19 protein-coding genes are annotated in these 21,503 nt (G+C 68.3%); 2 read left to right on the forward strand and 17 right to left on the reverse strand.

What is annotated here, in order from left to right:
- The first annotated feature begins 99 nt into the window (after nucleotides 1–99).
- Nucleotides 100–1,806, forward strand: a complete 1,707-nt coding sequence (locus G6N16_RS08985; RefSeq protein WP_083032645.1) for an AAA family ATPase — start codon at nucleotides 100–102, stop codon at nucleotides 1,804–1,806.
- A 1,024-nt stretch (nucleotides 1,807–2,830) separates the two neighbouring features.
- Here the strand turns inward: G6N16_RS08985 and nuoN are convergent.
- The 15 genes from nuoN to G6N16_RS09060 form a co-directional block, all read right to left on the reverse strand.
- Nucleotides 2,831–4,417 (reverse strand): NADH-quinone oxidoreductase subunit NuoN, encoded by a 1,587-nt coding sequence (gene nuoN / locus G6N16_RS08990; RefSeq protein ID WP_083032647.1) that lies wholly within the window; start codon nucleotides 4,415–4,417, stop codon nucleotides 2,831–2,833.
- Complete coding sequence (locus tag G6N16_RS08995) at nucleotides 4,414–6,009, reverse strand: NADH-quinone oxidoreductase subunit M (RefSeq protein ID WP_083032648.1); 1,596 nt, start codon at nucleotides 6,007–6,009, stop codon at nucleotides 4,414–4,416. Before G6N16_RS08995 ends, nuoN begins: the two co-directional genes overlap by 4 nt.
- A complete protein-coding gene (gene nuoL / locus G6N16_RS09000; RefSeq protein WP_407663629.1) occupies nucleotides 6,006–7,898 on the reverse strand; it encodes an NADH-quinone oxidoreductase subunit L in 1,893 nt (630 codons plus the stop codon). Before nuoL ends, G6N16_RS08995 begins: the two co-directional genes overlap by 4 nt.
- A gap of 12 nt (nucleotides 7,899–7,910) precedes the next feature.
- A complete protein-coding gene (gene nuoK, locus G6N16_RS09005) occupies nucleotides 7,911–8,210 on the reverse strand; it encodes an NADH-quinone oxidoreductase subunit NuoK (protein ID WP_083032650.1) in 300 nt (99 codons plus the stop codon).
- A complete protein-coding gene (locus G6N16_RS09010; RefSeq protein ID WP_083032651.1) occupies nucleotides 8,207–8,926 on the reverse strand; it encodes an NADH-quinone oxidoreductase subunit J in 720 nt (239 codons plus the stop codon). The genes nuoK and G6N16_RS09010 overlap by 4 nt, the downstream gene beginning before the upstream one ends.
- Nucleotides 8,916–9,485 carry an NADH-quinone oxidoreductase subunit NuoI gene (gene nuoI, locus G6N16_RS09015; RefSeq protein WP_083032653.1) on the reverse strand — a complete coding sequence of 190 codons (570 nt, stop codon included), beginning with the start codon at nucleotides 9,483–9,485 and terminating at the stop codon, nucleotides 8,916–8,918. Before nuoI ends, G6N16_RS09010 begins: the two co-directional genes overlap by 11 nt.
- A 63-nt stretch (nucleotides 9,486–9,548) precedes the next feature.
- Complete coding sequence (nuoH, locus tag G6N16_RS09020; protein ID WP_083032655.1) at nucleotides 9,549–10,769, reverse strand: NADH-quinone oxidoreductase subunit NuoH; 1,221 nt, start codon at nucleotides 10,767–10,769, stop codon at nucleotides 9,549–9,551.
- A complete protein-coding gene (locus G6N16_RS09025; protein WP_163787837.1) occupies nucleotides 10,769–13,141 on the reverse strand; it encodes an NADH-quinone oxidoreductase subunit G in 2,373 nt (790 codons plus the stop codon). The genes nuoH and G6N16_RS09025 overlap by 1 nt, the downstream gene beginning before the upstream one ends.
- A complete protein-coding gene (gene nuoF / locus G6N16_RS09030; protein ID WP_163787838.1) occupies nucleotides 13,138–14,451 on the reverse strand; it encodes an NADH-quinone oxidoreductase subunit NuoF in 1,314 nt (437 codons plus the stop codon). Before nuoF ends, G6N16_RS09025 begins: the two co-directional genes overlap by 4 nt.
- Nucleotides 14,448–15,158 carry an NADH-quinone oxidoreductase subunit NuoE gene (nuoE, locus tag G6N16_RS09035; protein ID WP_083029438.1) on the reverse strand — a complete coding sequence of 237 codons (711 nt, stop codon included), beginning with the start codon at nucleotides 15,156–15,158 and terminating at the stop codon, nucleotides 14,448–14,450. Before nuoE ends, nuoF begins: the two co-directional genes overlap by 4 nt.
- Nucleotides 15,155–16,450 (reverse strand): NADH dehydrogenase (quinone) subunit D, encoded by a 1,296-nt coding sequence (gene nuoD, locus G6N16_RS09040; RefSeq protein WP_083029439.1) that lies wholly within the window; start codon nucleotides 16,448–16,450, stop codon nucleotides 15,155–15,157. Before nuoD ends, nuoE begins: the two co-directional genes overlap by 4 nt.
- The gene (locus G6N16_RS09045; protein ID WP_083029440.1) at nucleotides 16,450–17,124 is read right to left on the reverse strand and encodes an NADH-quinone oxidoreductase subunit C; all 675 of its coding nucleotides are present in this window, start codon (nucleotides 17,122–17,124) and stop codon (nucleotides 16,450–16,452) included. The genes nuoD and G6N16_RS09045 overlap by 1 nt, the downstream gene beginning before the upstream one ends.
- Nucleotides 17,121–17,675, reverse strand: a complete 555-nt coding sequence (locus G6N16_RS09050; protein WP_083029441.1) for a NuoB/complex I 20 kDa subunit family protein — start codon at nucleotides 17,673–17,675, stop codon at nucleotides 17,121–17,123. The genes G6N16_RS09045 and G6N16_RS09050 overlap by 4 nt, the downstream gene beginning before the upstream one ends.
- On the reverse strand, nucleotides 17,666–18,028 hold the full coding sequence (locus tag G6N16_RS09055; protein WP_083029442.1) for an NADH-quinone oxidoreductase subunit A: 363 nt from the start codon (nucleotides 18,026–18,028) through the stop codon (nucleotides 17,666–17,668). The genes G6N16_RS09050 and G6N16_RS09055 overlap by 10 nt, the downstream gene beginning before the upstream one ends.
- A gap of 188 nt (nucleotides 18,029–18,216) precedes the next feature.
- Nucleotides 18,217–18,606 carry an Rv3143 family two-component system response regulator gene (locus tag G6N16_RS09060; protein ID WP_083029443.1) on the reverse strand — a complete coding sequence of 130 codons (390 nt, stop codon included), beginning with the start codon at nucleotides 18,604–18,606 and terminating at the stop codon, nucleotides 18,217–18,219.
- Between the two features lie 95 nt (nucleotides 18,607–18,701).
- Here G6N16_RS09060 and G6N16_RS09065 point away from each other — a divergent pair, with 95 nt between their 5' ends.
- Nucleotides 18,702–19,358, forward strand: coding sequence for a hypothetical protein (locus G6N16_RS09065; RefSeq protein WP_083029444.1), 657 nt, complete (start codon nucleotides 18,702–18,704; stop codon nucleotides 19,356–19,358).
- A gap of 13 nt (nucleotides 19,359–19,371) precedes the next feature.
- Here G6N16_RS09065 and G6N16_RS09070 read toward each other — a convergent pair whose 3' ends face one another.
- Nucleotides 19,372–20,277 carry a hydroxymethylglutaryl-CoA lyase gene (locus tag G6N16_RS09070; RefSeq protein ID WP_083029445.1) on the reverse strand — a complete coding sequence of 302 codons (906 nt, stop codon included), beginning with the start codon at nucleotides 20,275–20,277 and terminating at the stop codon, nucleotides 19,372–19,374.
- Nucleotides 20,274–21,488, reverse strand: coding sequence for a CaiB/BaiF CoA transferase family protein (locus tag G6N16_RS09075; protein ID WP_083029446.1), 1,215 nt, complete (start codon nucleotides 21,486–21,488; stop codon nucleotides 20,274–20,276). Before G6N16_RS09075 ends, G6N16_RS09070 begins: the two co-directional genes overlap by 4 nt.
- Between the last annotated feature and the right edge of the window lie 15 nt (nucleotides 21,489–21,503).

A 21,503-nucleotide genomic window follows, 5' to 3' on the forward strand; every position in this document is an offset into this window, starting at 1 on the left:
GCGCCACGGGCGGATGATCCTTGCGATCGCTTGACCTCTTTGCCGAGAGTCCATATCGATCCATCGAACATTCTGATCGCTTCGCGATACCCTGCCTAGGTGTCTACATCCTCAACCAAGCGAAGACGGCCAGATACCCGCCCGCTGGGAATCACCGAATGGGGCGTGAGTAATTTTAAAGCTCTTGAGTATGCTACCTTGCCTCTGGTCAACTTGGACGTGATTTTAGGACCCAATAGTTCGGGTAAATCAAGCCTCTTGCAGAGCCTCCTCCTACTTGCGCAAAGCACGGAAGACGAGATAATTCTTAATGGGCCACTGGTGAGACTTGGCGACCCGAGTGACGTAATCCGACGGGGAAATGATGGCCTAACCATAAGTTACATGGCACGTGGGAAGAATGCATCGACTGATGAAGTAGATGATGTCCTTTTCGAAATAATTCTTTCGAAATTTGGGACAACTCTGGCCGTATCTGAATTCATTGCCGTGGATCAAGTGTCGGGATCGGTGGTTATTCATGCTACCAGTGAACGTGTGCCAAGTAGCGCTAAAGATTCCATTTGTGACCGCCGTGCTCATGAAAATTTGCTGAGGATCACGCTGATTGACGGAGAAAGGGCCCCCTCATCAACCTTTATTGTTTTTAGCGGCTTCATACCCACGGCTATCGCCTTCAGGCGCACTCGTAAGGATATTCTAACCGTATTGAAGCGCAGCGCCCGCAATAGGGAAGATCTCTATCAATCGGAGAGGGCGTTCGACACATTCTTCCATATTCTCGAATGGCTTAGTCAGTCCAAAGCGAGCGTTCCGGAAAAGTTTGCTCAACTACTGCCTAGCCGGGCTGTGAGTTCAGCGCTCGAAGGAATGCTAAACTTACCATCCTCGGAGATGCGCGAGCTTCTCGAGTGCTTCGTAAACGCGAATTTCAAGGACGTTGACTGGGTTCGGGCGCAGACCTATGGCTACCAAGACCCGTATAGCCCTGCGGCGAGGATTTTTCCGCCACTAGGTTCGCGTCATCGCCGGGCTGCTAGCGTGCTGAGTTTCGGCGCCGAAGCGCTTCGCACCTTCCAGGGGAGCATTCGATATCTAGGTCCCTTGCGCGAGGAGCCGCAGGTTGTCTCGCCGACTGGGGCACGTTATCGTGCATTGCCCGCGGGAATCAAAGGCGAGTATACGGCGGATCTTTTGGCTAGGTCGAAGGACCAGGTCGTCAAGTATCACGATTGGAACAATAGAAGCAAGACTGAGCCGCTCCCGCTCGCGTTAACACGTTGGGTAGCCCATTTGGGGCTCGGCGATGAAGTAACGGTCGAAGACCAAGGTAAGCTCGGGCGAGGCTTGCGTATGCATGTCAATGGGGTTGAGCGTGATCTGACGACAATAGGTGTAGGGGCTAGCCAGCTCCTACCTGTGCTTGCAGTTATTCTCACCGCCTCGAGCGGGAATGTGATATTGCTGGAGCAGCCTGAACTTCACCTACATCCTTTGGTTCAGAGTCGGCTTGCGGACTTCCTGCTTTACGCAAGGGCAGATGTCAAACTTGTTGTAGAAAGCCATAGCGAATACTTGGTGACTCGTATCCGTCGGCGGGTAGTTGAAAATCCAGGATTGCTCGATAGGGTTGCGGTACTCTTCGCGGAGCAACATAAAGGTGTTACTGAGCTGCGTCGGCTATATCTTGATAGGCTTGGTAATTTTTCCGACTGGCCGATCGGTTTCTTCGACACTCAGGATTCTGAAGCGGCGGAATTGGCGCAAGCGGTCCGCAATGTTCTGTGTGCGGAGAATGGCGGGTGAAGTTAATTATTGATCCGGCTCTAATCGTATGTGACCTGGGGAGCGATGATTATCAGGCGCTGTCGATGTTTTGGACCAGGGTGGTAGGTTGGGCCGCTGACAATCGGGTGTTTGTTGGAGCTGAGAGCGTGCGTTCAATATGGGGCTGGTTGGCAGAGAAGGGCTACCCAGAGTCGGAACTAGATGTATTCCCTGCTGCGCTACGCAATGAATATCGACAGGCATTAAATAAGATTCTATCCAGGGTTGTATGTCCTGCTAGCGAAACAGGGGCACGCACTCTGGATCCTAGCTACTGCGGACCCGCTGGATTGAGGGAAGCGTTAGAATTAGATATTTCGGGATCGTCAGGGTCTGGCATAGGTGCGATCGCCAGTGCTCAGTCGTTTTGGTCTTACGCGGCTGATGAGGTTTTTGTCTCGCCCCCGCCGCCCTCGCGACTTGCTCTGTGCTTCGAACCGGGTGCAACGCTCGCTGTTGAACTCGCGGATCGTATACGAGAGAAATTTTCAGAAAAGAAACTCATCATCATCGGCGGACAGCCGTCTGATCGCGTCCTGGATGAAATTAGGCACGCTACTGGAATCTCTCGCCGTAGTATCACGTGGATAGCTTCGGAGCGGAGCAAAAAACCCAGAGACTTGGATAGGCGACTCGCGAAGTTGGATCCGTGCCGCGATATTGTCATTTGTGTTACTGGTCAGATAGGGCACGCCGAGTCGGAGGCGGCTGCAACTGCGGCCGCGAAGGCGGGGGTGGCCTATTTTCCAATCGAGAACCGAAACGATATCGCGAATCGACTGATTTCGAAGTTAGCGGGTTAGGTGCGTATCCGTGAGATCCAGATTGTGGGCGGGGCAGCTATCAACAGGGTGCGGTACCAAGGAGGGCATGGCAACCCAGCCGTGCCTGACGCGAAAATGTTTGTTGACGTGTCTACCGCGCCATGCAGAACTCGAGGGGCGCCTATGGCAACTTCGGCCGTCGGGCTGGAGAACTCGAGAGACTCAGATTCCTGAACGCGTCAGCGCACGAACTGGATGGCCGAGTTCGCCAGGTCCAGCAGCGGCTGCGGCAGCGCCCCCAGCGCGAAGGTGATGCCGGCGGTCAGCGCGACGGTGGCCGCCGTCGTCCAGCTCGGCCGCACCAGCACCGGCGGGTTCTCCGGTGTGTCGGTGAAGAACATCAGCATGATCACCCGGACGTAGAAGTAGGCGGCCACCGCCGAGGCGAGCACGCCGACCACCACCAGCGGCATCGCGCCGCCGGACGCCGCGGCCTTGAACACCGCGAACTTCGCGACGAACCCACTGGTCAGCGGAATCCCGGCGAACGCCAGCAGAAACAGCGAGAACACCACACCCAGCACCGGGTAGCGCCGCCCCAGCCCGGCCCAGCGGTCCAGCGAGGTGGCCTCGTCGCCGTCGCCGTCGCGCACCAGCGTCAGCACCGCGAACGCGCCGAGGGTGGAGAAACCGTAGGCGAACAGGTAGAACAGGGTGGCGGCGACCCCGGCGTCGTTCAGCGCGATCACCCCGGTGAGGATGAACCCGGTGTGTGACACCGCCGAGTACGCCAAGAGCCGCTTGACGTCGTTCTGGGTGACCGCGGCGACGGTGGCGACGACCATGGTCAGGATCGCCACTGCCCACAGGGCAGGGCGCCAGGAGTCGGCCAGCCCGGGCAGTGCCACGTAGCAGATCCGAAGCAGTGCACCGAAACCGGCGATCTTCACCGCCGCCGCCATGAACGCGGTGACCGCCGTCGGGGCGCCCTGGTACACGTCGGGCACCCACGATCCGAACGGCACCGCGCCGACCTTGAACAGCAGCCCGACCAGCAGCAACCCGGACCCGATCAACACCAGCGACAGCGAGCCGTCGTCGCGGTGACCGGCGATCGCCGCACCGATCCCGGGCACCGACAGGGTGCCGGCGAAACCGTAGATCAGCGCCACCCCGAACAACAGCAGCGCCGACGAGAACGCGCCCAGCAGAAAGTATTTCAGCGCGGCTTCCTGGGAGGCCAGCCGGCGACGGCGGGCCAGCCCGGCCAGGATGTACAGCGGCAGCGACATCACCTCCAGGCCGATGAACAGCGTCAGCAGGTCATTGGCCGCCGCGAACAGCATCATCCCGCCGATGGAGAACAGCGTCAGCGGGAACACCTCGGTCTGCGCGACACCGGCTGCGGCGGCCTGCTTTTCGGCCACGCTACCGGGTACCGCGGAGCCCTGCGGGGTGAACGCGTCCAGTCCGTGGCCGCCGCCGTCGCCCGGTTGTGCGCGCTCGGCGATCAGCAGCAGGCCCAGCACGCCGATCACCACGATGGTGCCCTGGCAGAACAGCGCCGGGCGATCCAGGGCCACCGCGCCGCCGACCAGTGACTGCGCGCCGACCCCGCGCGCAGAAACCACCAGCATGGCCAGTGACGCTGCCGAGGCCGTCAGAGCCAGGGTGAGCTGGGCGGCGAACCGGTGCCGCCGGGGCGCGAACGCCTCGATGAGCACGCCGGCGACGGCGGCGCCGAAGACGATCAGCATCGGCGACAGCAGCCGGTAGGCCACGTCCGGGGTGGGCAGCACGGTCGGGTCGGAAAGCGCTGCACTCATGGGTGTCTCACCGGGCCCTGCGCCGTCCGCGGCGACACCGCCGACGGCGACGGATCACTCACCCCCATGATCGACAGGGTGTGCCCGACCGCCGGGTCGATCACGTCGAGCACCGGCTTCGGGTAGCAGCCGAGCCCGATCAGCAGCGCGATCAGCGGGGTGACCACCAGCAGTTCCCGGCCGCGCAGGTCACGCAACCGGTTGCTGCCGTCGCGCACCGGGCCGGTCATCACCCGCTGGTAGAGCCACAGCACGTAGACGGCCGAGAGCACCAGCGCGGTCGCGGCGAACGCGGCGGCCACCGGGTAGCGGGTGAAGGTGCCGACCAGGACCAGGAATTCGCTGACGAACGGGGCCAGACCGGGCAGCGACAGGGTGGCCAGGCCGGCGACCAGGAAGGTGCCGGCCAGCACCGGCGCGACCTTGGCCACCCCGCCGTAGTCGGCGATCGCCCGGGTGCCCAACTGCGACACCAGGAATCCGGCGATCAGGAACAGCGCGGCGGTGGACAGCCCGTGGTTGACCATGTACAGCGCGGAGCCGGACTGGCCGACGCTGGTCATCACGAAGATGCCGAGGATGATGAACCCGAAGTGGCTGATCGAGGTGTAGGAGATCAGCCGCATGATGTCGCGCTGGCCGATCGCCGCGAGCGCGCCGTAGATGATGCCGATCACCGCGAGGGTGATGACCAGCGGGCGGAACAGGATCGAGGAGTCCGGGAACAGCTGCAGGCAGTAGCGCAGCATGCCGAAGGTGCCGACCTTGTCGACGACGGCCATCATCAGCACCGCGGTGGCCGGGGTGGATTCCACCGCGGCGTCGGGCAGCCAGCGGTGCAGCGGCCACAGCGGCGCCTTCACCGCGAAGGCGCAGAAGAACCCGAGGAACAGCAAGTGCAGCACGACGGGGTTGGCCGCCAACCCGGCCGAGCCCACCACGCCGACGATCGCCCGCAGGTCGAACGTCCCGGCGGCGAACGACGAGTCGGTGGCGGTGACGACGTAAAGCCCGATCACCGCGGCCAGCATCACCAGGCCGCCGAGCAGGTTGTACAGCAGGAAGCGCACCGCGGCCGCCGAGCGGGCCGGCTTCGCACCCGCCCCGAATCCGCCGATCAAAAAATACAGCGGGATCAGCATGGCCTCGAAGAACACGTAGAACAGCAGGATGTCCAGCGATACCAGGGCGATGAGCACCATCGACTCGACGGCGAGGAACAGTGCGACGTAGGCGTGCGGCGCCCGGCCGGACAGTTCGGTCTCGTCGGGGGTGTCGCGCCAGCCGGCCAGCAGCAGCAGCGGCACCAGCACCGTCGTCAGCAGCACCAGGGCCAGCGCGATCCCGTCCACCCCGAGCAGATATCCGGTGCCGAACGACGGGATCCACGGATGGTCCTCGACGAACTGGTACTGCGCGCCGGCCGGGTCGAACCCGACGGCCAGCACTACCGAGATCCACAGCACCGCCAGCGAGATGGTCAGCGCGATCGGGCGCACCAGGTGGGCGGCCGAGCGCGGCAACCCGATCACCACTGCCGCGCCGATCATCGGCACCGCCCACAGCAGCGTCAACCACGGGGTCGTCGTCACCGGCCCACCACCCAGATCAATCCGGCCACCGCCACGGTGCCGACCAGCATGGACAACGCGTACGACCGCACGTAGCCGGTCTCGGCGCGCCGCAGCAGCCCGGACGCCAGCGACACCGCGGCCGCGGTGAGCCGGGCGGCGCCGTCGACGACGCGGTTATCGGCGACGGCCACCCCGGTGGCCAGTCCGCGGCCCGGACGCATGAACACCGCCTCGTTGACCGCGTCGCCGTACAGGTCGCGCCGGGCGGCCCGGGTCAGCGCCGAAACATCGTGCGGCGCACTCCGGTCCACCCGCTCGACGGCGTACATCCGCCAGCCCGCCCAGGCCCCGGCGAACACCACGGCCAGGATGATGATGGTCATCGCCCAGCCCGGCAGCACCGGGTGCTCGTGGTGGCTGCCGACGACGGGCTCCAGCCAGCTCACCAGCCTGCCCCCGGCCAGCGCGGCACCGGCACCCACGGACCCCAGCGCCAGCACGATCATCGGGGTGGTCATCACCGGCGGCGACTCGTGCGGGTGGGCGTCCTCGTCCCAGCGGGGGCGGCCGAAAAAGGTCAGCAGCATCACCCGGGTCATGTAGAACGCGGTGATCCCGGCGCCGACCAGCGCGGCGGTGCCCAGCACCAGGCCGCGCACCCCGCCGGCGGCGAACGCCGACTCGATGATGGCGTCCTTGGAGAAGAACCCGGCGAACGGCGGCACCCCGATGATCGCCAGATAGCCGATGCCGAAGGTGACGAAGGTGATCGGCAGCACCGTGCGCAGGCCGCCGAAGCGGCGGATGTCGGTCTCGTCGTTCATGGCGTGCATGACTGAACCGGCGCCGAGGAACAGTCCGGCCTTGAAGAACCCGTGGGTCAGCAGGTGCAGGATGGCCACCGCGTAGCCGGCCGGGCCCAGACCCGCGGCTAGCACCATGTAACCGATCTGGCTCATGGTGGATGCCGCGAGGGCTTTCTTGATGTCGTCCTTGGCGCAGCCGATGACGGCGCCGAACAGCAGGGTGACCGCGCCGACGGTCACCACCGCGGTCTGCGCGGCGGGCGCGGTGTTGAAGATCGGGCCGGAGCGGACGATCAGGTACACGCCGGCGGTCACCATGGTCGCGGCGTGGATCAGCGCCGACACCGGCGTGGGGCCCTCCATGGCGTCGCCGAGCCAGGACTGCAGCGGCACCTGCGCGGACTTGCCGCACGCCGCCAGGAGCAACAGCAGCCCGATGCCGGTCAGCGCGGACTGCGAGGCGTCCGGCGCGACGGCGAACACCCCGGCGAACGACACCGTCCCGGTGACGGCGAACATCCAGCCGATGCCCAGCACCAGCCCGATGTCACCGACCCGGTTGACCACGAACGCCTTCTTGGCCGCCGCGGCGGCGCTGGGCTTTTGCGACCAGAACCCGATCAGCAGGTAGGACGCCAAGCCGACGCCCTCCCAGCCCACGTACAGGCCGAAGTAGTTATCGGCCAGTACCAGCAGCAGCATCGCCGCCACGAACAGGTTCAGGTAGGCGAAGAACCGTCGCCGGTCCGGGTCGTGGGCCATGTAGCCGATCGAGTACACGTGGATCAGCGCCCCGACGCCGGTGATCAGCAGCACGAAGCACACGCTGAGTTGGTCTGCGCGCAAACCGAAGTCGATGTGCAGCCCGGCGGTGGGCACCCAGGAGAACAGGGTCCCGTCGACGGCGCGGTGGGCGGTGTCGCGGCCCAGCATTCGCACGAACCCGACGACCGCCGCGGCGAACGACGCGGACACCGCGGCGGTGGCCAGCAGGTGGCCCCAGCGGTCGGTGCGCCGACCGCCGAGCAGCAGCACCGCCGCCCCGGCCAGCGGTGCGGCGATGGGGATCCACCACAGCGTGGTCATCTGATCGAAGGTCATCGGGTCCGGCCCCTAGTGCCGCAGCAGGTGGTTGTCGTCGACATCGGTGCTGTGCCGGTTGCGGAAGATGGTCATGATGATGGCCAGCCCGATGACCACCTCGCAGGCCGCGACCACCATGGTGAAGAAGGCGACCACCTGCCCGTCGAGCTGGCCGTGTACCCGGGCGAAGGTGACGAACGCGAGGTTGGCGGCATTCAGCATCAGCTCCACGCACATGAACATGACGATCGCGCTGCGCCGCAGCAGGAAGCCGGCGGCGCCGATGGTGAACAGCAACGCCGACAGGTACAGGTAGTTGTCCGGGTTCACGACGACGGCTCCTGTCCGCGGGCCGGTGCGCCGGAGCGGGGGACCAGCAGGGTGTTGACCGACGACGGTTCGGGGCTGCCGTCGGGGCGCAGCGCGGCGACGTCGACGGCGTTGGCCCGGGCGAACACCCCGGGGTTGGGCAGCGGGGTTGCGCGGCCGCCGGGCGCGAACCGTTCGGCGGCCAACTGGCGTTGGGTCAAGCGGGCGACGAGGCGTTCCCGGTGCGCCAGCACCATGGCGCCGATGGCGGCGGTGATCAGCAGCGCGCTGGTCACCTCGAACGCCCACAGGTAGCGGGTGAAGATCAGCGCGGCCAGGCCCTCGACGTTGCCGCCGGCGTTGGCCTTCTCCAGGCTGATCGGCATCGGCGTGGCGGCGGTGCCGATCCCGGCGATCAGCAGCACGCCGAAGCCCAGGCCGGTGGCGACCGCGGTGAACCGTTGTCCCCGCAGCGTTTCCGACAGCGACTCGGCCGAGTCGACGCCGATGAGCATCAGCACGAACAGGAACAGCATCATCACCGCGCCGGTGTAGACCACCACCTGCACCACCCCGAGGAACAGGGCGCCCTGGGCGACGTACAGCAGCGCCAGGGCGATCATTGTGGCGGCCAGGAACAGCGCCGAATACACCGCCTTGCGGGCGCTGACCACCCCGATCGCCCCGATGACGGCGACAAAACCCAGCACCCAGAACGCGACCTGCTCACCGCTCATCGGCGGCCTCCGGTGCGGCGGGCTCCTGCGCGACGGGCTCCTGCGGGTGATCGACCGGGCCGACCCGGCCCAGGTAGTAATCGTCGTCGGAGCAGCCGTCGGCCATCGCGTGCGGCGGGGCGGCCATCCCGGGCTGCAGCGGGGCGAGCAGTTTGTCCTTGCCGTAGATCAGGTCGCGGCGGTTGTCGTCGGCCAGCTCGTAGTCGTTGGTCATGGTCAACGCCCGGGTCGGGCAAGCCTCGATGCACAGGCCGCAGCCGATGCAGCGCAGGTAGTTGATCTGGTAGACGCGGCCGTAGCGTTCACCGGGGGAGAACCGCGCGTCCTCGGTGTTGTCGGCGCCCTCGACGAAGATCGCGTCGGCCGGGCAGGCCCACGCGCACAGTTCGCAGCCGATGCACTTCTCCAACCCGTCGGCGTACCGGTTCAGCTGGTGGCGGCCGTGATAGCGCGGCGCCGTGGGGGTTTTCACGTCCGGGTACTGCTCGGTCATCGGCCGCTTGAACATCGTGTGCCCGGTGACGCGGAAGCCGCCGAGGGCCTCGAAAAATTTGGTCATGCGTGGCCTCCCGAAAACATGCGGTGCCCGGTGACCCGAAAGCCGCCGAGGGCCTCGAAAAATTTAGGCATGTGTGACCTCCCGGGGCAGCGGCGGAACGGGGAACGCCCCGGCGTCCGGCGGTGGCGTGGTCTCCCGTCGAACCCGGTTGCGCCGCCGCCGGTTCCGCAGCATCAGCGCGCCCAGCACCGCCAGGGTGAACAGGGTGTTCAAAACCACCGTGCCCCACGGGGACAGGCCCTCGGCGCGCAGCGTGCGGGTGATGGCGACCACCATGATCCACGCCAGCGACACCGGGATCAGCAGCTTCCAGCCCAGGGCCATGAATTGGTCGTAGCGCATCCGCGGCAGTGCGGCGCGCAGCCACATGTAGCCGAACATGAACAGCCACACCTTGGCGACGAACCAGATCAGCGGCAACCAACCGGCGTTGACGCCGCCGATCAGACTCAGCGGCCACGGCGCGTGCCAGCCGCCGAGGAACATGGTGGTGGCCAGCGCCGACACCGTCGTCATGTTGATGTACTCGGCGAGCATGAACATCGCGAACTTCAGCGACGAGTACTCGGTGTGGAACCCAGCGACCAGTTCACCCTCGGCCTCGGGCAGGTCGAACGGTGCCCGGTTGGTCTCGCCGACCATCGAGGTCAGGTACACCAGGAACGACGGCAGCAGCAGGAAGACGTACCAGGTGCGCTGCTGGGCGGCGACGATGCCCGACGTCGACATGGTTCCGGCGTAGAGGAACACCGCGGCGAACGACAGCGCCATGGCGATCTCGTAGGAGATCACCTGGGCGCTCGAGCGCAGCCCGCCGAGCAGCGGGTAGGTCGATCCCGACGACCAGCCGGCCAGCACGATGCCGTACACCCCGACCGACGCGACGGCCAGGATGTAGAGCACCGCGACCGGAAGATCGGTCAGCTGCAACGGGGTTCGGTGCCCGAACATGCTGACCGCCGGGCCCATCGGGATCACCGCGAACGCCATGATCGCCGGGATGGTCGCGATGACCGGGGCCAGCAGGTAGATGGGGCGGTCCACCCCGGCCGGCAGCAGGCCCTCCTTGAGGGCGAGCTTGACCCCGTCGACCAGTGACTGCAGCAGCCCCCACGGCCCGACCCGGTTGGGGCCGAACCGGTCCTGCATCCGGCCCAGCACCTTGCGCTCGACCAGGATCGCCACCAGCACGGTCAGCACCAGGAAGCCGAAGACCGCGACGGCCTTGATCAGCATCAGCCACCACGGGTCGTGGCCGAACAGCGTCATATCCGGATGCTGCATCAGGGTTCCCGTCCGATCCGTACCACCGCGCCGGGCCCGACGCCGAGGCGATCGGCCACCGACACGCCGGAATTCAGCGGCACCCACACCACCGCGTCGGGCATCTCGGTGATCACCAGCGGCAGGGCGAGCGCGCCGCGCTCGGTAGCCACGGCGACCCGGTCGCCGTCGCGGGCGCCGATCCCTGCGGCGGTGGCGGCCGACAGGTGCAGCACCGTGGGGCGGGCGGTGGCGGCGAGCTCGGCGTCGCCGTCCTGCCCGCGGCCGGAGTCGAGCAGCATCCGCCAGCCGGCCAGCACCGCCTCGCCCGGACCGGCCAGCAGCGACCCGGGGCCGCTCGCGTTCGGGGCCGCCGCGAACGGGCCGGACCAGGGGCCCAGCGCGGTCAGCTCGGCGGTCACGTCGGCCGGCTGGCGCAGGCCGAGATCGGCACCGAGGTACTCGGCGAGCATGGAGAGCACCCGCAGGTCGGCGTTGGCGCCGGTGTTGAACACCGGGCCGAACGGACGCCAGCGGGCCTCCCAGTTCAGGAACGCCCCGGACTTCTCGGTGACGGCGGCGACCGGGAGCACCACGTCGGCGGCGGCGGTGACCTCGCTGCGGCGCAGCTCCAGGCTGACCAGGAAGCCGCAGGCCGCCAGGGCGGCGCGGGCCGCGTGCGGGTCGGGCAGGTCGGCGACCTCGACGCCGCCGACGACCAGCGCGCCCAGCTCCCCGGCGGTCGCGGCGGCCAGCATGGCGGTGGTGTCGCGGCCGGGGTGTTCGGGCAGCGCCGCGGCGCCCCACACCGCGGCGGTCTGGGCCCGGGCGGTGTCGTCGGCGACGGGCCGCCCGCCGGGCAGCAGGGTCGGCAGGCAGCCGGCCTCCAGGGCGCCGCGTTCGCCGGCCCGGCGCGGGATCCAGGCGAGCGTCGCCCCGGTCGCCTCGGCCAGCGCGACGGCGGCGGAGAACGCGCCAGCGGCCGTCGCCAGCCGTTCCCCGAGCAGGATGACGCTGCCCGGGCGCAGCTGCCCGGCCAGGATGCGCAGCGCGGCGGCCTCGTCACCCGGCGGCGTCGGGATCAGCCGGGCGTTCAGTTTGGCGGCGCCGCGGCTGAGTAGCGGGGCGATGGTGATGACCTGTTGGCCGCGGGTGCGCACCGCCTTGCGCAACCGCAGGAAGACGATCGGGCTTTCCTCTTCCGGTTCGAACCCGGCCAGCACCACCACCGGCGCATCCTGGAGCTGCGCGTAGGTCAGCCCGTCGTATCGCCCGGCGACGCAGCCGGTCAGGAAGTCGGTCTCCTCGGCCGAATGGGCACGGGCGCGAAAGTCGAGATCGTTGCTGCGCAGCACTGTTCGGGCGAACTTGGCGTAGCCGTAGGCGTCGGCGAGGGTCGCCCGCCCGCCGACGAGCACCCCGGTGCGCCCGATGGCCGGTGCCAGCCCGGCGGCGGCCACCGCCAGCGCCTCGGGCCACGACGCGGGGCGCAGGCCGTCACCGTCGCGGACCAGCGGGGTGGTGATCCGGTCGTCGGCGCTGGGATAGCGGAAGGCGAATCGTCCCTTGTCGCAGTTCCATTCCTCGTTGACCTCGGGATCGTCACCGGCGAGGCGGCGCATCACGGTCCCGCGCCGGTGGTCGGTGCGCTGGGCGCAGCCGCCCGCGCAGTGCTCGCAGACGCTCGGGGTGGACACCAGGTCGAACGGGCGCGCGCGGAACCGGTAGTCCGTCGACGTCAGCGCACCGACCGGGCAGATCTGGATGGTGTTCCCGGCGAAGTAGGAGTCCAGCGGCTCGCCGTCGGCGATGCCGACCTGTTGCAGCGCACCGCGTTCCAGCAACTCGATGAAGTGGTCGCCGGCGATCTGTTCGGAGAACCGGGTGCAGCGCGCGCACAGCACGCAGCGTTCCCGGTCCAGCAGGATCTCCGCGGACAGGTGGATCGGTTTGGGGTAGGTGCGCTTGACGTCGGTGAACCGGGTTTCGGTGCGCCCGTGTGCCATTGCCTGGTTCTGCAGCGGGCACTCGCCGCCCTTGTCGCAGACCGGGCAGTCCAGCGGGTGGTTGATCAGCAGGAATTCCATGATGCCGTGCTGGGCCTTGTCGGCGGCCGGGCTGGTCTGCTGGGTGCGCACCACCATCCCCTCGGTGACGGTGGTGGTGCACGACGCCAGCGGTTTGCGCTGGCCCTCCACCTCGACCAGGCACTGGCGGCAGGCGCCGACCGGGTCCAGCAGCGGGTGGTCGCAGAATCGGGGGATGACCACGCCGATCATCTCGGCGGCCCGGATCACCAGGGTGCCCTTGGGCACGCTGACCTGCTGGTCGTCGATGGTGAGGGTGACCAGATCGACCGCCTGTGGCGCTCCGGTGGTCTGTTCGGCGGTCACTGCGGGACCCCCTCGGGTGCGACGAGCATCGACGCGACCGGGTCGAACGGACAGCCGCCGGACAGGTGCTGTTCGTACTCGGCGCGGAACCAGTTGAGTGAACTCATGATCGGGCTGGCCGCACCGTCGCCGAGGGCGCAGAACGCTTTGCCGAGGATGGCGTCGGCGATCTCGTCGAGCTTGTCCAGGTCGTCGGGCTCGCCGCGGCCGGTCTCCAGCCGCTGGTAGATCTGGGCCAGCCAGTAGGTGCCCTCCCGGCACGGTGTGCACTTGCCGCAGGACTCGTGGGCGTAGAACTGGGTCCACCGGCGTACCGCCCGCACCACGCAGGTGGTCTCGTCGAAGATCTGCAGCGCCTTGGTGCCCAGCATCGACCCGACCGACGCCATACCCTCGTAGTCCAGCGGCACGTCGAGATGCTCCGGGGTCAGCAGCGGCGTCGACGATCCGCCCGGGGTCCAGAACTTCAGGGTGTGCCCGGTGCGGACACCGCCGGCGTAGTCCAGCAGTTCGCGCAGCGTGATGCCCAGCGGCGCCTCGTACTGGCCGGGCCGGTTCACGTGCCCGGACAGCGAATACAGCGTGAAGCCGGGCGATTTCTCGGTGCCCATGCTGCGGAACCAGTCGGTACCGCCGAGCAGCACCGGCGGGACCGAGGCGATCGATTCGACGTTGTTGACCACCGTCGGGCAGGCGTAGAGGCCCGCCACGGCCGGGAACGGCGGCCGCAGCCGGGGCTGGCCGCGCCGGCCCTCCAGCGAATCCAGCAGTGCGGTCTCCTCACCGCAGATGTAGGCGCCGGCGCCGGCGTGCACCACCAGATCCACGTCCACACCCGAGCCCAGGATGTTGCGGCCCAGGTACCCGGCGGCGTACGCCTCGGCGACCGCGGCCTGCAGCCGGCGCAGCACCGGCACCACCTCGCCGCGCACGTAGACGAAGGCGTGCCGGGCACCGATCGCGTAGGCGGCGATGATGGCGCCCTCGACCAGGAAGTGCGGGGTGGTCAGCAGCAGCGGGATGTCCTTGCAGGTGCCCGGTTCGGACTCGTCGGCGTTGATCACCAGGTAGTGCGGTTTGGGATTGGGTTCGTTCTGCGGGATGAACGACCATTTCGTGCCGGTGGGGAACCCGGCGCCGCCGCGGCCGCGCAGCCCGGACTCCTTGACCAGGTTGATGACCTCGTCGGGGGTCATCGCCAGGGCCTTGCGCAGCGCCCGGTAACCGTGGTGGCGCTCATAGGTTTGCAGCGTCCACGCCGAATCGGCATCCCAGAACCGGCTCAGCACCGGTGTCAGCGGTGTGCTCATGGGCGCCCCTGCTGTTCCCGGGCCACCTGCAGACCGGCCAGCGTGGCATCCCCGGTGAACAGCGGCCCGGTGTCCGGCCGGGGGTCGGGCAGCCCGGCCAGGGTGCGGGCGGTCTGGGTGAACGGGCACAGCGGTGCCCCGCGGGTGGGCACGACGGGATGCCCGGCGCGCAGATCGTCGACCAGATCCCGTGCGCCCGAGGGACTCTGGTTGTCGAAGAACTCCCAGTTGACCATCACGACGGGCGCGTAGTCGCACGCCGCGTTGCACTCGATGTGTTCCAGGGTGACCGCGCCGTCGGGGGTGGTCTCGCCGGCCTCGATGCCCAGGTGATCCTGCAGGGTGTCCAGGATCGCGTCGCCGCCCATGATCGCGCACAGCGTGTTGGTGCACACCCCGACCAGGTAGCGGCCGGTGGGGGTGCGCCGGTACATGGAGTAGAAGGTGGCCACGGCGGTCACCTCGGCGTCGGTGAGGCCCAATTGCTCTGCGCAGAAGCGGATTCCGGCGTTGGTCAGGTATCCGTCGACGGACTGGGCCAGGTGCAGCAGCGGCAGCAGCGCCGAGCGGGGTTGCGGGTAGCGGGCGATGATGGTCGCGGCGTCGGCGGCCAGCCCGGCCGCGACGTCGTCGGGGAAACTGTCCGGGCCGGCGATGCGGGGGACCGGTTCGCTCGGCCGACCCAGCGGGAGGTCAATGGGGTTCATCGGTCGACCCCTCCCATGACCGGGTCGATGGACGCCACCGCGGAGATCAGGTCGGCGACCATGCCGCCCTCACCCATCGCGGCCACCGCCTGCAGGTTGGTGAACGACGGGTCCCGGTAATGCACCCGGTAGGGCCGGGTTCCGCCGTCGGACACCATCTGCACCCCCAGTTCGCCGCGCGGGGATTCCACCGCCACGTAGCACTGCCCGGCGGGCACCCGGAACCCCTCGGTCACCAGCTTGAAGTGGTGGATCAGGCCCTCCATCGACGTGCCCATGATCCGGGCGATGTGCGCCGGTGAGTTGCCCAGGCCGTCGGGCCCCAGCTCCAGGTCGGCCGGCCAGGCCAGCTTCTTGTCGTCGATCATCACCGGCCCGGGTTCCAGCCGGTCCAGGCACTGCCGCACGATCTTGAGCGACTCGTTCATCTCCTCGACCCGGATGACGAACCGGTCGTAGCAGTCGCAATTGCTGCCGGTGATCACGGTAAAGTCGTAATCTTCGTAGCCGCAATAAGGTTGGGCCTTGCGCAGGTCATGCGGCAGGCCGGTGGCGCGCAGCACCGGGCCGGTGATGCCCAGTGCCATGCAACCGGTCAGGTCCAGATAGCCCACGTCGACGGTGCGGGCCTTCCAGATGTAGTTCTCCCGCAGCAGGCGTTCGAATTCGGCCAGCCGCCCGGGCAGGATGTCCAGCAGCCGCTGCACCCGGGCCACCCCGTCGTCGGGCAGGTCGGCAGCCAGGCCCCCGGGCCGGATGTAGGCGTGGTTCATCCGCAGGCCGGTGATCGCCTCGAACACCGTCAGGATCTCTTCGCGTTCCCGGAAGCCGAAGAACATGGCGCTCATCGCGCCCAGTTCCATGCCGCCGGTGGCCAGGGCCACCAGGTGGCTGGAGATCCGGTTGAGTTCCATCAGCATCACCCGGATGACGCTGGCCCGATCCGGGATGTCGTCGGTGATGCCGAGCAGCTTCTCCACCCCGAGGCAGTACACCGTCTCGTTGAAGAACGGCGACAGGTAGTCCATCCGGGTGACGAAGGTGACCCCCTGGGTCCAGGTCCGGTACTCCAGGTTCTTCTCGATGCCGGTGTGCAGATAGCCGATGCCGCAACGGGCCTCGGTGACGGTCTCGCCGTCGATCTCCAGGATCAGCCGCAGCACCCCGTGGGTGGACGGGTGCTGGGGACCCATGTTGACGACGATCCGCTCGCCGGGCGCCACGCCGGCGCGGGCCGCGGCGACCACGTCGTCCCAGTCCGATCCGGCTACGCCGATGATGGTTTCGGTCATCAGGTGTACGCCCTGCGCTCGTCCGGCGGCGGGATCTGTGCGCCGTGGTATTCGACCGGGATGCCGCCGAGCGGGTAGTCCTTGCGCTGCGGGTGGCCCTCCCAGTCGTCGGGCATCTCGATGCGGGTCAGGCCGGGATGCCCGTCGAAGACGATGCCGAAGAAGTCGAACGTCTCGCGCTCGTGCCAGTCGGTGGTCGGGTACACCGAAAACAGCGACGGCACATGCGGATCGGCGTCCGGGCAGGCCACCTCCAGCTGGATGCGCCGGTTGTGGGTGATCGACATCAGCGGGTAGACGGCGTGCAGTTCGCGGCCGGTGTCACCCGGGTAGTGCACCCCCGACACCCCGGCGCAGAACTCGAAGCGCAACGCCTCGTCGTCGCGCAGCAGACGGGCGACCAGCGGCAACCGGGTGCGCTCGATGTCCAGGGTGAGCTGGTCGCGGTGCACCACGACGCGCACCACGGCGTCGTCGAACCCGTCGCCGAGCAGTTCGGCGAGCCGGTCGACGACCGCGTCGAAGTAGCCGCCGTAGGGCCGCGGGGAGCCGCCGGGCAGTGCGACGGTGCGGACCAGCCGGCCGTAGCCGGAGGTGTCGCCGGTGCCGGTCGCCCCGAACATGCCGCGGCGCACGCCGATCACCTCGGGGCCCGCGTCGTCGGTTTCGCTCACCGCAGCAGCCCCTTGAGTTCCAGGGTGGTCGGGGAGTTCAGCGCCGCGGCCTCGGCGGCGGCGATCACCTGGTCGCGGTGCACCCCCAGCGGCATCTCGGCGATCTTGGCGTGCAGGGTGAGGATGGCGTTGAGCAGCATTTCCGGGCGCGGTGGGCAGCCGGGCAGGTAGATGTCGACCGGGACGACGTGGTCGACGCCCTGGACGATGGCGTAGTTGTTGAACACGCCGCCCGAGGACGCGCAGACACCCATCGCCAGCACCCATTTCGGCTCGGCCATCTGGTCGTAGACCTGGCGCAGCACCGGGGCCATCTTCTGGCTGACCCGGCCCGCGACGATCATCAGGTCGGCCTGCCGCGGGGTGGCGGAAAACCGCTCCATGCCGAACCGGGCGATGTCGAAGCGCGGGCCGGCCGTCGCCATCATCTCGATGGCGCAGCAGGCCAGGCCGAACGTCGCCGGCCACAGGGAGCCCTTGCGGACGAACCCGGCCACCTTCTCCACGGTGGTCAGCAGGATCCCGCCGGGCAGCGCCTCTTCTAGTCCCATTCCAGACCGCCTCGGCGCCACACGTAGGCGTAGGCGACGAACACCGTCGCCATGAACAGCATCATCTCCACCAGGGCGAAGATGCCCATCCGGTCGAAGGCCACCGCCCACGGGTACAGGAACACGATCTCGATGTCGAAGACGATGAACAGCATCGCGGTCAGGTAGTACTTGATGGGGAATCGCTGCCCGGTGTGGCCGGCCGGTTCGACCGGTTCGATGCCGCACTCGTAGGCCTCCAGCTTGGCCCGGTTGTACCGGCGGGGGCCGATGAGCAGGGCGATTCCCACCGAACCGACCGCGAACAGCGCAGCAATGGCCCCCAGAATCAGAATGGGCGTGTACAGAGCCATTCGCCGGGCCGCTCCTCACGTGGGCTGTGGTTGTGAGCTGCGACACAGCGTAGCGATGTTAGTCAGTCTTCCGATGCGTTTTCGCTAGGATCGCTGTAGGCGTCCCGTCGCGATGGTTGCTGCGTAATCGCTTGGGACGTAGGGTCTTTCGCTGCGCCGATGGCGCTCACTGCGTGCGCCGGGTGTGCTCAGCGGCTGCGCAGCAGGTCGCTGACGGTATCGGCGAGCACCATGGGGTCGATCGGATGGGCGACCGCGGCCTCCGCGCGTGACCAGCGGGCCAGCCAGGCGTCGTCGCGGCGGCCGGTCAGCACCAGGATCGGCGGGCAGTCGGCGATCTCGTCCTTGAGCTGCTTGGCGATCCCCATACCGCCGGCCGGGGTGGCCTCGCCGTCGAGAATGGCCAGGTCGACCCCGCCGGCGTCGAGGGTCTGGATCACCACCGGTGCGGTGGCCACCTCCAGGTAGTCCAGTTCCGGCAGGTCCGGGTGGATCCGGCGGCCCAGCGCCAGCAGAACCTGCTCTCGGGTGCGGGCGTTGTCGCTGTAGACCAGGACCCGCAGGGCGGTGTCGGGCACGCCGGGAATCCTACGGCGCAACCGGCGCACCCCGCCGGGGATTGCCCCGGGTAGCGTCGAGGCGACACTGTGGCGTGACGACGTGAGGGGTCCAGATGCACAGATTCTCCGGGCTGGCCGCCGCGGGCCTGCTGATCGGCGGCCTCGCACTGGCCGGGTGCTCCCGCGAAGTGGGCGGCGACGGTGTCGCCGAATCCCCGGGCCCGTCCGGGACCACCAGCACCACGACGGAGGCGGACAAGCCGCAGGACCCCGCCGTCGCCGGCGGGTGTGCGGCCGCCACCACGTCGATGCTCACGCTGCAGCCGGCCAGTTCCGGACAGCCGGTGCTGGCGATCCCGCAGCCGGCCGGCTGGGAACGCAACACCACACTCGATTCCCAGATCGTGCGCGGGGTCATCGTGAACCAGAGCATGCGGGCCAACGACTTCACGCCGAACGCCGTGGTCACCGCCTCGCAAGGACCCCAGGGCATCGACAGCGAACAGAAGGTGATCGACGCCGAGCTGACCGGGCTGAACCAGCACGGCATGACGGTGGAGACGGCCGAGGCGGGCGTGGTCTGCGGGCACGCCAGCATGCGGGTCGGCTACACCCTGGAAGGGCGCCCGGTCAACGCGGTCATCGTCGGCGTGCGCAACGGTGACACCTATTACAGCGCCGTGGTCACCATGCAGACCGCCGACCCGACCAACGCTGACTACGTCCGCGACATGAACACCATCCTGGGCGGTTTCCAGGTCTGGTTCTAAGCAGCCCGGCGAGTCAGCTGCCCAGCCACCGGTCCCCGGCGCGCAGCAGGGCACTGGGCAGCTCGTGGCCGACCAGGCGCTGGGCCAGCCCGGCGGCGGCGATCGCCGCGTCCAGGTCGATGCCGGTGTCGACGCCGCAGTCGCGCAGCAGGTACACCAGATCCTCGGTGGCGATGTTGCCGGTTGCGCCGGGGGCGAACGGGCAGCCGCCGAGCCCGCCGACCGAGGCGTCCAACCGGGTCACCCCGGCCAGCACCGCGGCGTACGCGCTGGCCAGCCCGGCGCCGCGGGTGTTGTGAAAGTGCGCGCCCAGCGGCAACTGCCCGATCAGCGGCCGCACGGCCGCGATCAGCGCGGTGACCCGGCCCGGGGTGGTGGTGCCGATGGTGTCGGCCAGCGCGATCCGGTCGGCGCCCGCCGCCACCGCCCCCGCCACGATGTCGAGGACGCGCCGGGCCGGCGTGGGCCCGTCGAACGGGCAGTCCCAGGCGGTCGCGATGATCACCTCCAGGCGCGCTCCGCCGTCGTGGGCGATCGCCACGATGTCGGCGATGGCGGCGGTCGCCTCGGCGGTGTCGCGGCCCACATTGGCCCGCGAATGCCCGTCGGCGGCCGACACCACGTACTCGATCGATCCGATCCCGGCGGCCACCGCCCGTCGTGCACCGCCCGGGCCGGCCACCAGCGCGGAGAACTCGACGGTATCGAACCGGGCCAGCGCCGCGGCCAACTCGGCGGCGTCGGCCAGTGCGGGCACCTTCGACGGGGACACGAACGCGGTCGCCTCGATCTCGCGCACCCCGGTGGCCACCAAGGCGTCGAGCAGCTCCAGTTTCGCCGACAGCGGCAGCGGGTCCTCCAGCTGCAGACCGTCGCGCAGCCCGACCTCCCGGATGTCCACCCGCCGCGGCAGCGTCACAGCACACCCTCCTCGGCCAGCGCGGCGATCTCGGCGTCGTCGCGGCCGAGCAGGCCGCGGTAGATCTCGTCGTTGTGTGATCCGGGGCGCGGGGGACCGGCCGAGCGCACCGAGCCGGGAGATTCCGAGAGCACCGGAACGACCCCGGGGCCCTTGATGTTTCGTCCGACCCGCTCATCCCAGTGGTCGACGATCATGTTCCGGGCCAGCAGCTGCGGGTCGGTGAGGACCTCGGCGACGGTGTTGATCGGCCCGGCGATCACCCCGGCCGCCGATAGCGTGTCGATGATCTCGCCGGGCTGGCGGATCGCCGCCCAGGATCCGATGATGTCGTCGAGCTCGTCCTGATTGCGGCCGCGGGCAAGGTGATCGGCGAACCGCTCGTCGGTCGCCAGCTCCGGGCTGCCCATCGCGGCGCACAGCCGGGCGAACACGGTGTCCTGGTTGGCGGCGATCACCACCCAGGAGCCGTCGGCGCTGCGGTAGATGTTCGACGGCGCGATGCCGTCCAGGCGGGTGCCCGACGGGCCGCGCACCACCCCGCCGGCGTCGTAGTCGGGAATGGTGGATTCCTGTACCGCCAAACAGGATTCGGTGAGCGCGGTGTCGACGACCTGGCCGCGTCCGGTGACGGTGCGCCGGTACAGGGCGGCCAGCGCGCCCTGGGCGGCGAACATCCCGGCCAGCGAATCACCCAGCGACAGTGCCAGCCGCGGCGGCGGGCCGCCGGGGAACCCGTTCATGTGCCGCAGCCCGGATTCGGCCTCGGCCACCGAGGCGTACCCCGCCTTGCCGGCATTCGGCCCGGTCTGCCCGTAGCCGGACACCCGCACCAGGATGATCCCCGGGTTGCGCTGCGCCAGCACGTCGTAACCAAGGTCCCAGCGCTCCAGGGTGCCGGGCCGGAAGTTCTCCACCACGATGTCGGCGCGTTCGACGAGATCCAGGAACAACTCCCGGCCCCGCGGGTGGCGCAGATCGAGCGTGACGGCCTTTTTGTTGCGGGCGTGCACGGTCCAGAACACCCGCTCGCCGTCGATGTCGGCCTGGCCCCAGGTGCGCAGCGGGTCGGGCGCGCCGGGCGGTTCGATCTTGATGACCTCGGCGCCCATGTCGCCGAGCAGGCGCCCGGCGAACGGCCCGGAAATCAGGGTGCCGACCTCGACGACCCGGATGCCGTCCAGGGGCCCGGCGACCGGCGCGCTGTTCATCGGTCCAGCATCGCA

The organism is Mycolicibacterium insubricum, assembly GCF_010731615.1.
Lineage (GTDB): Bacteria > Actinomycetota > Actinomycetes > Mycobacteriales > Mycobacteriaceae > Mycobacterium > Mycobacterium insubricum.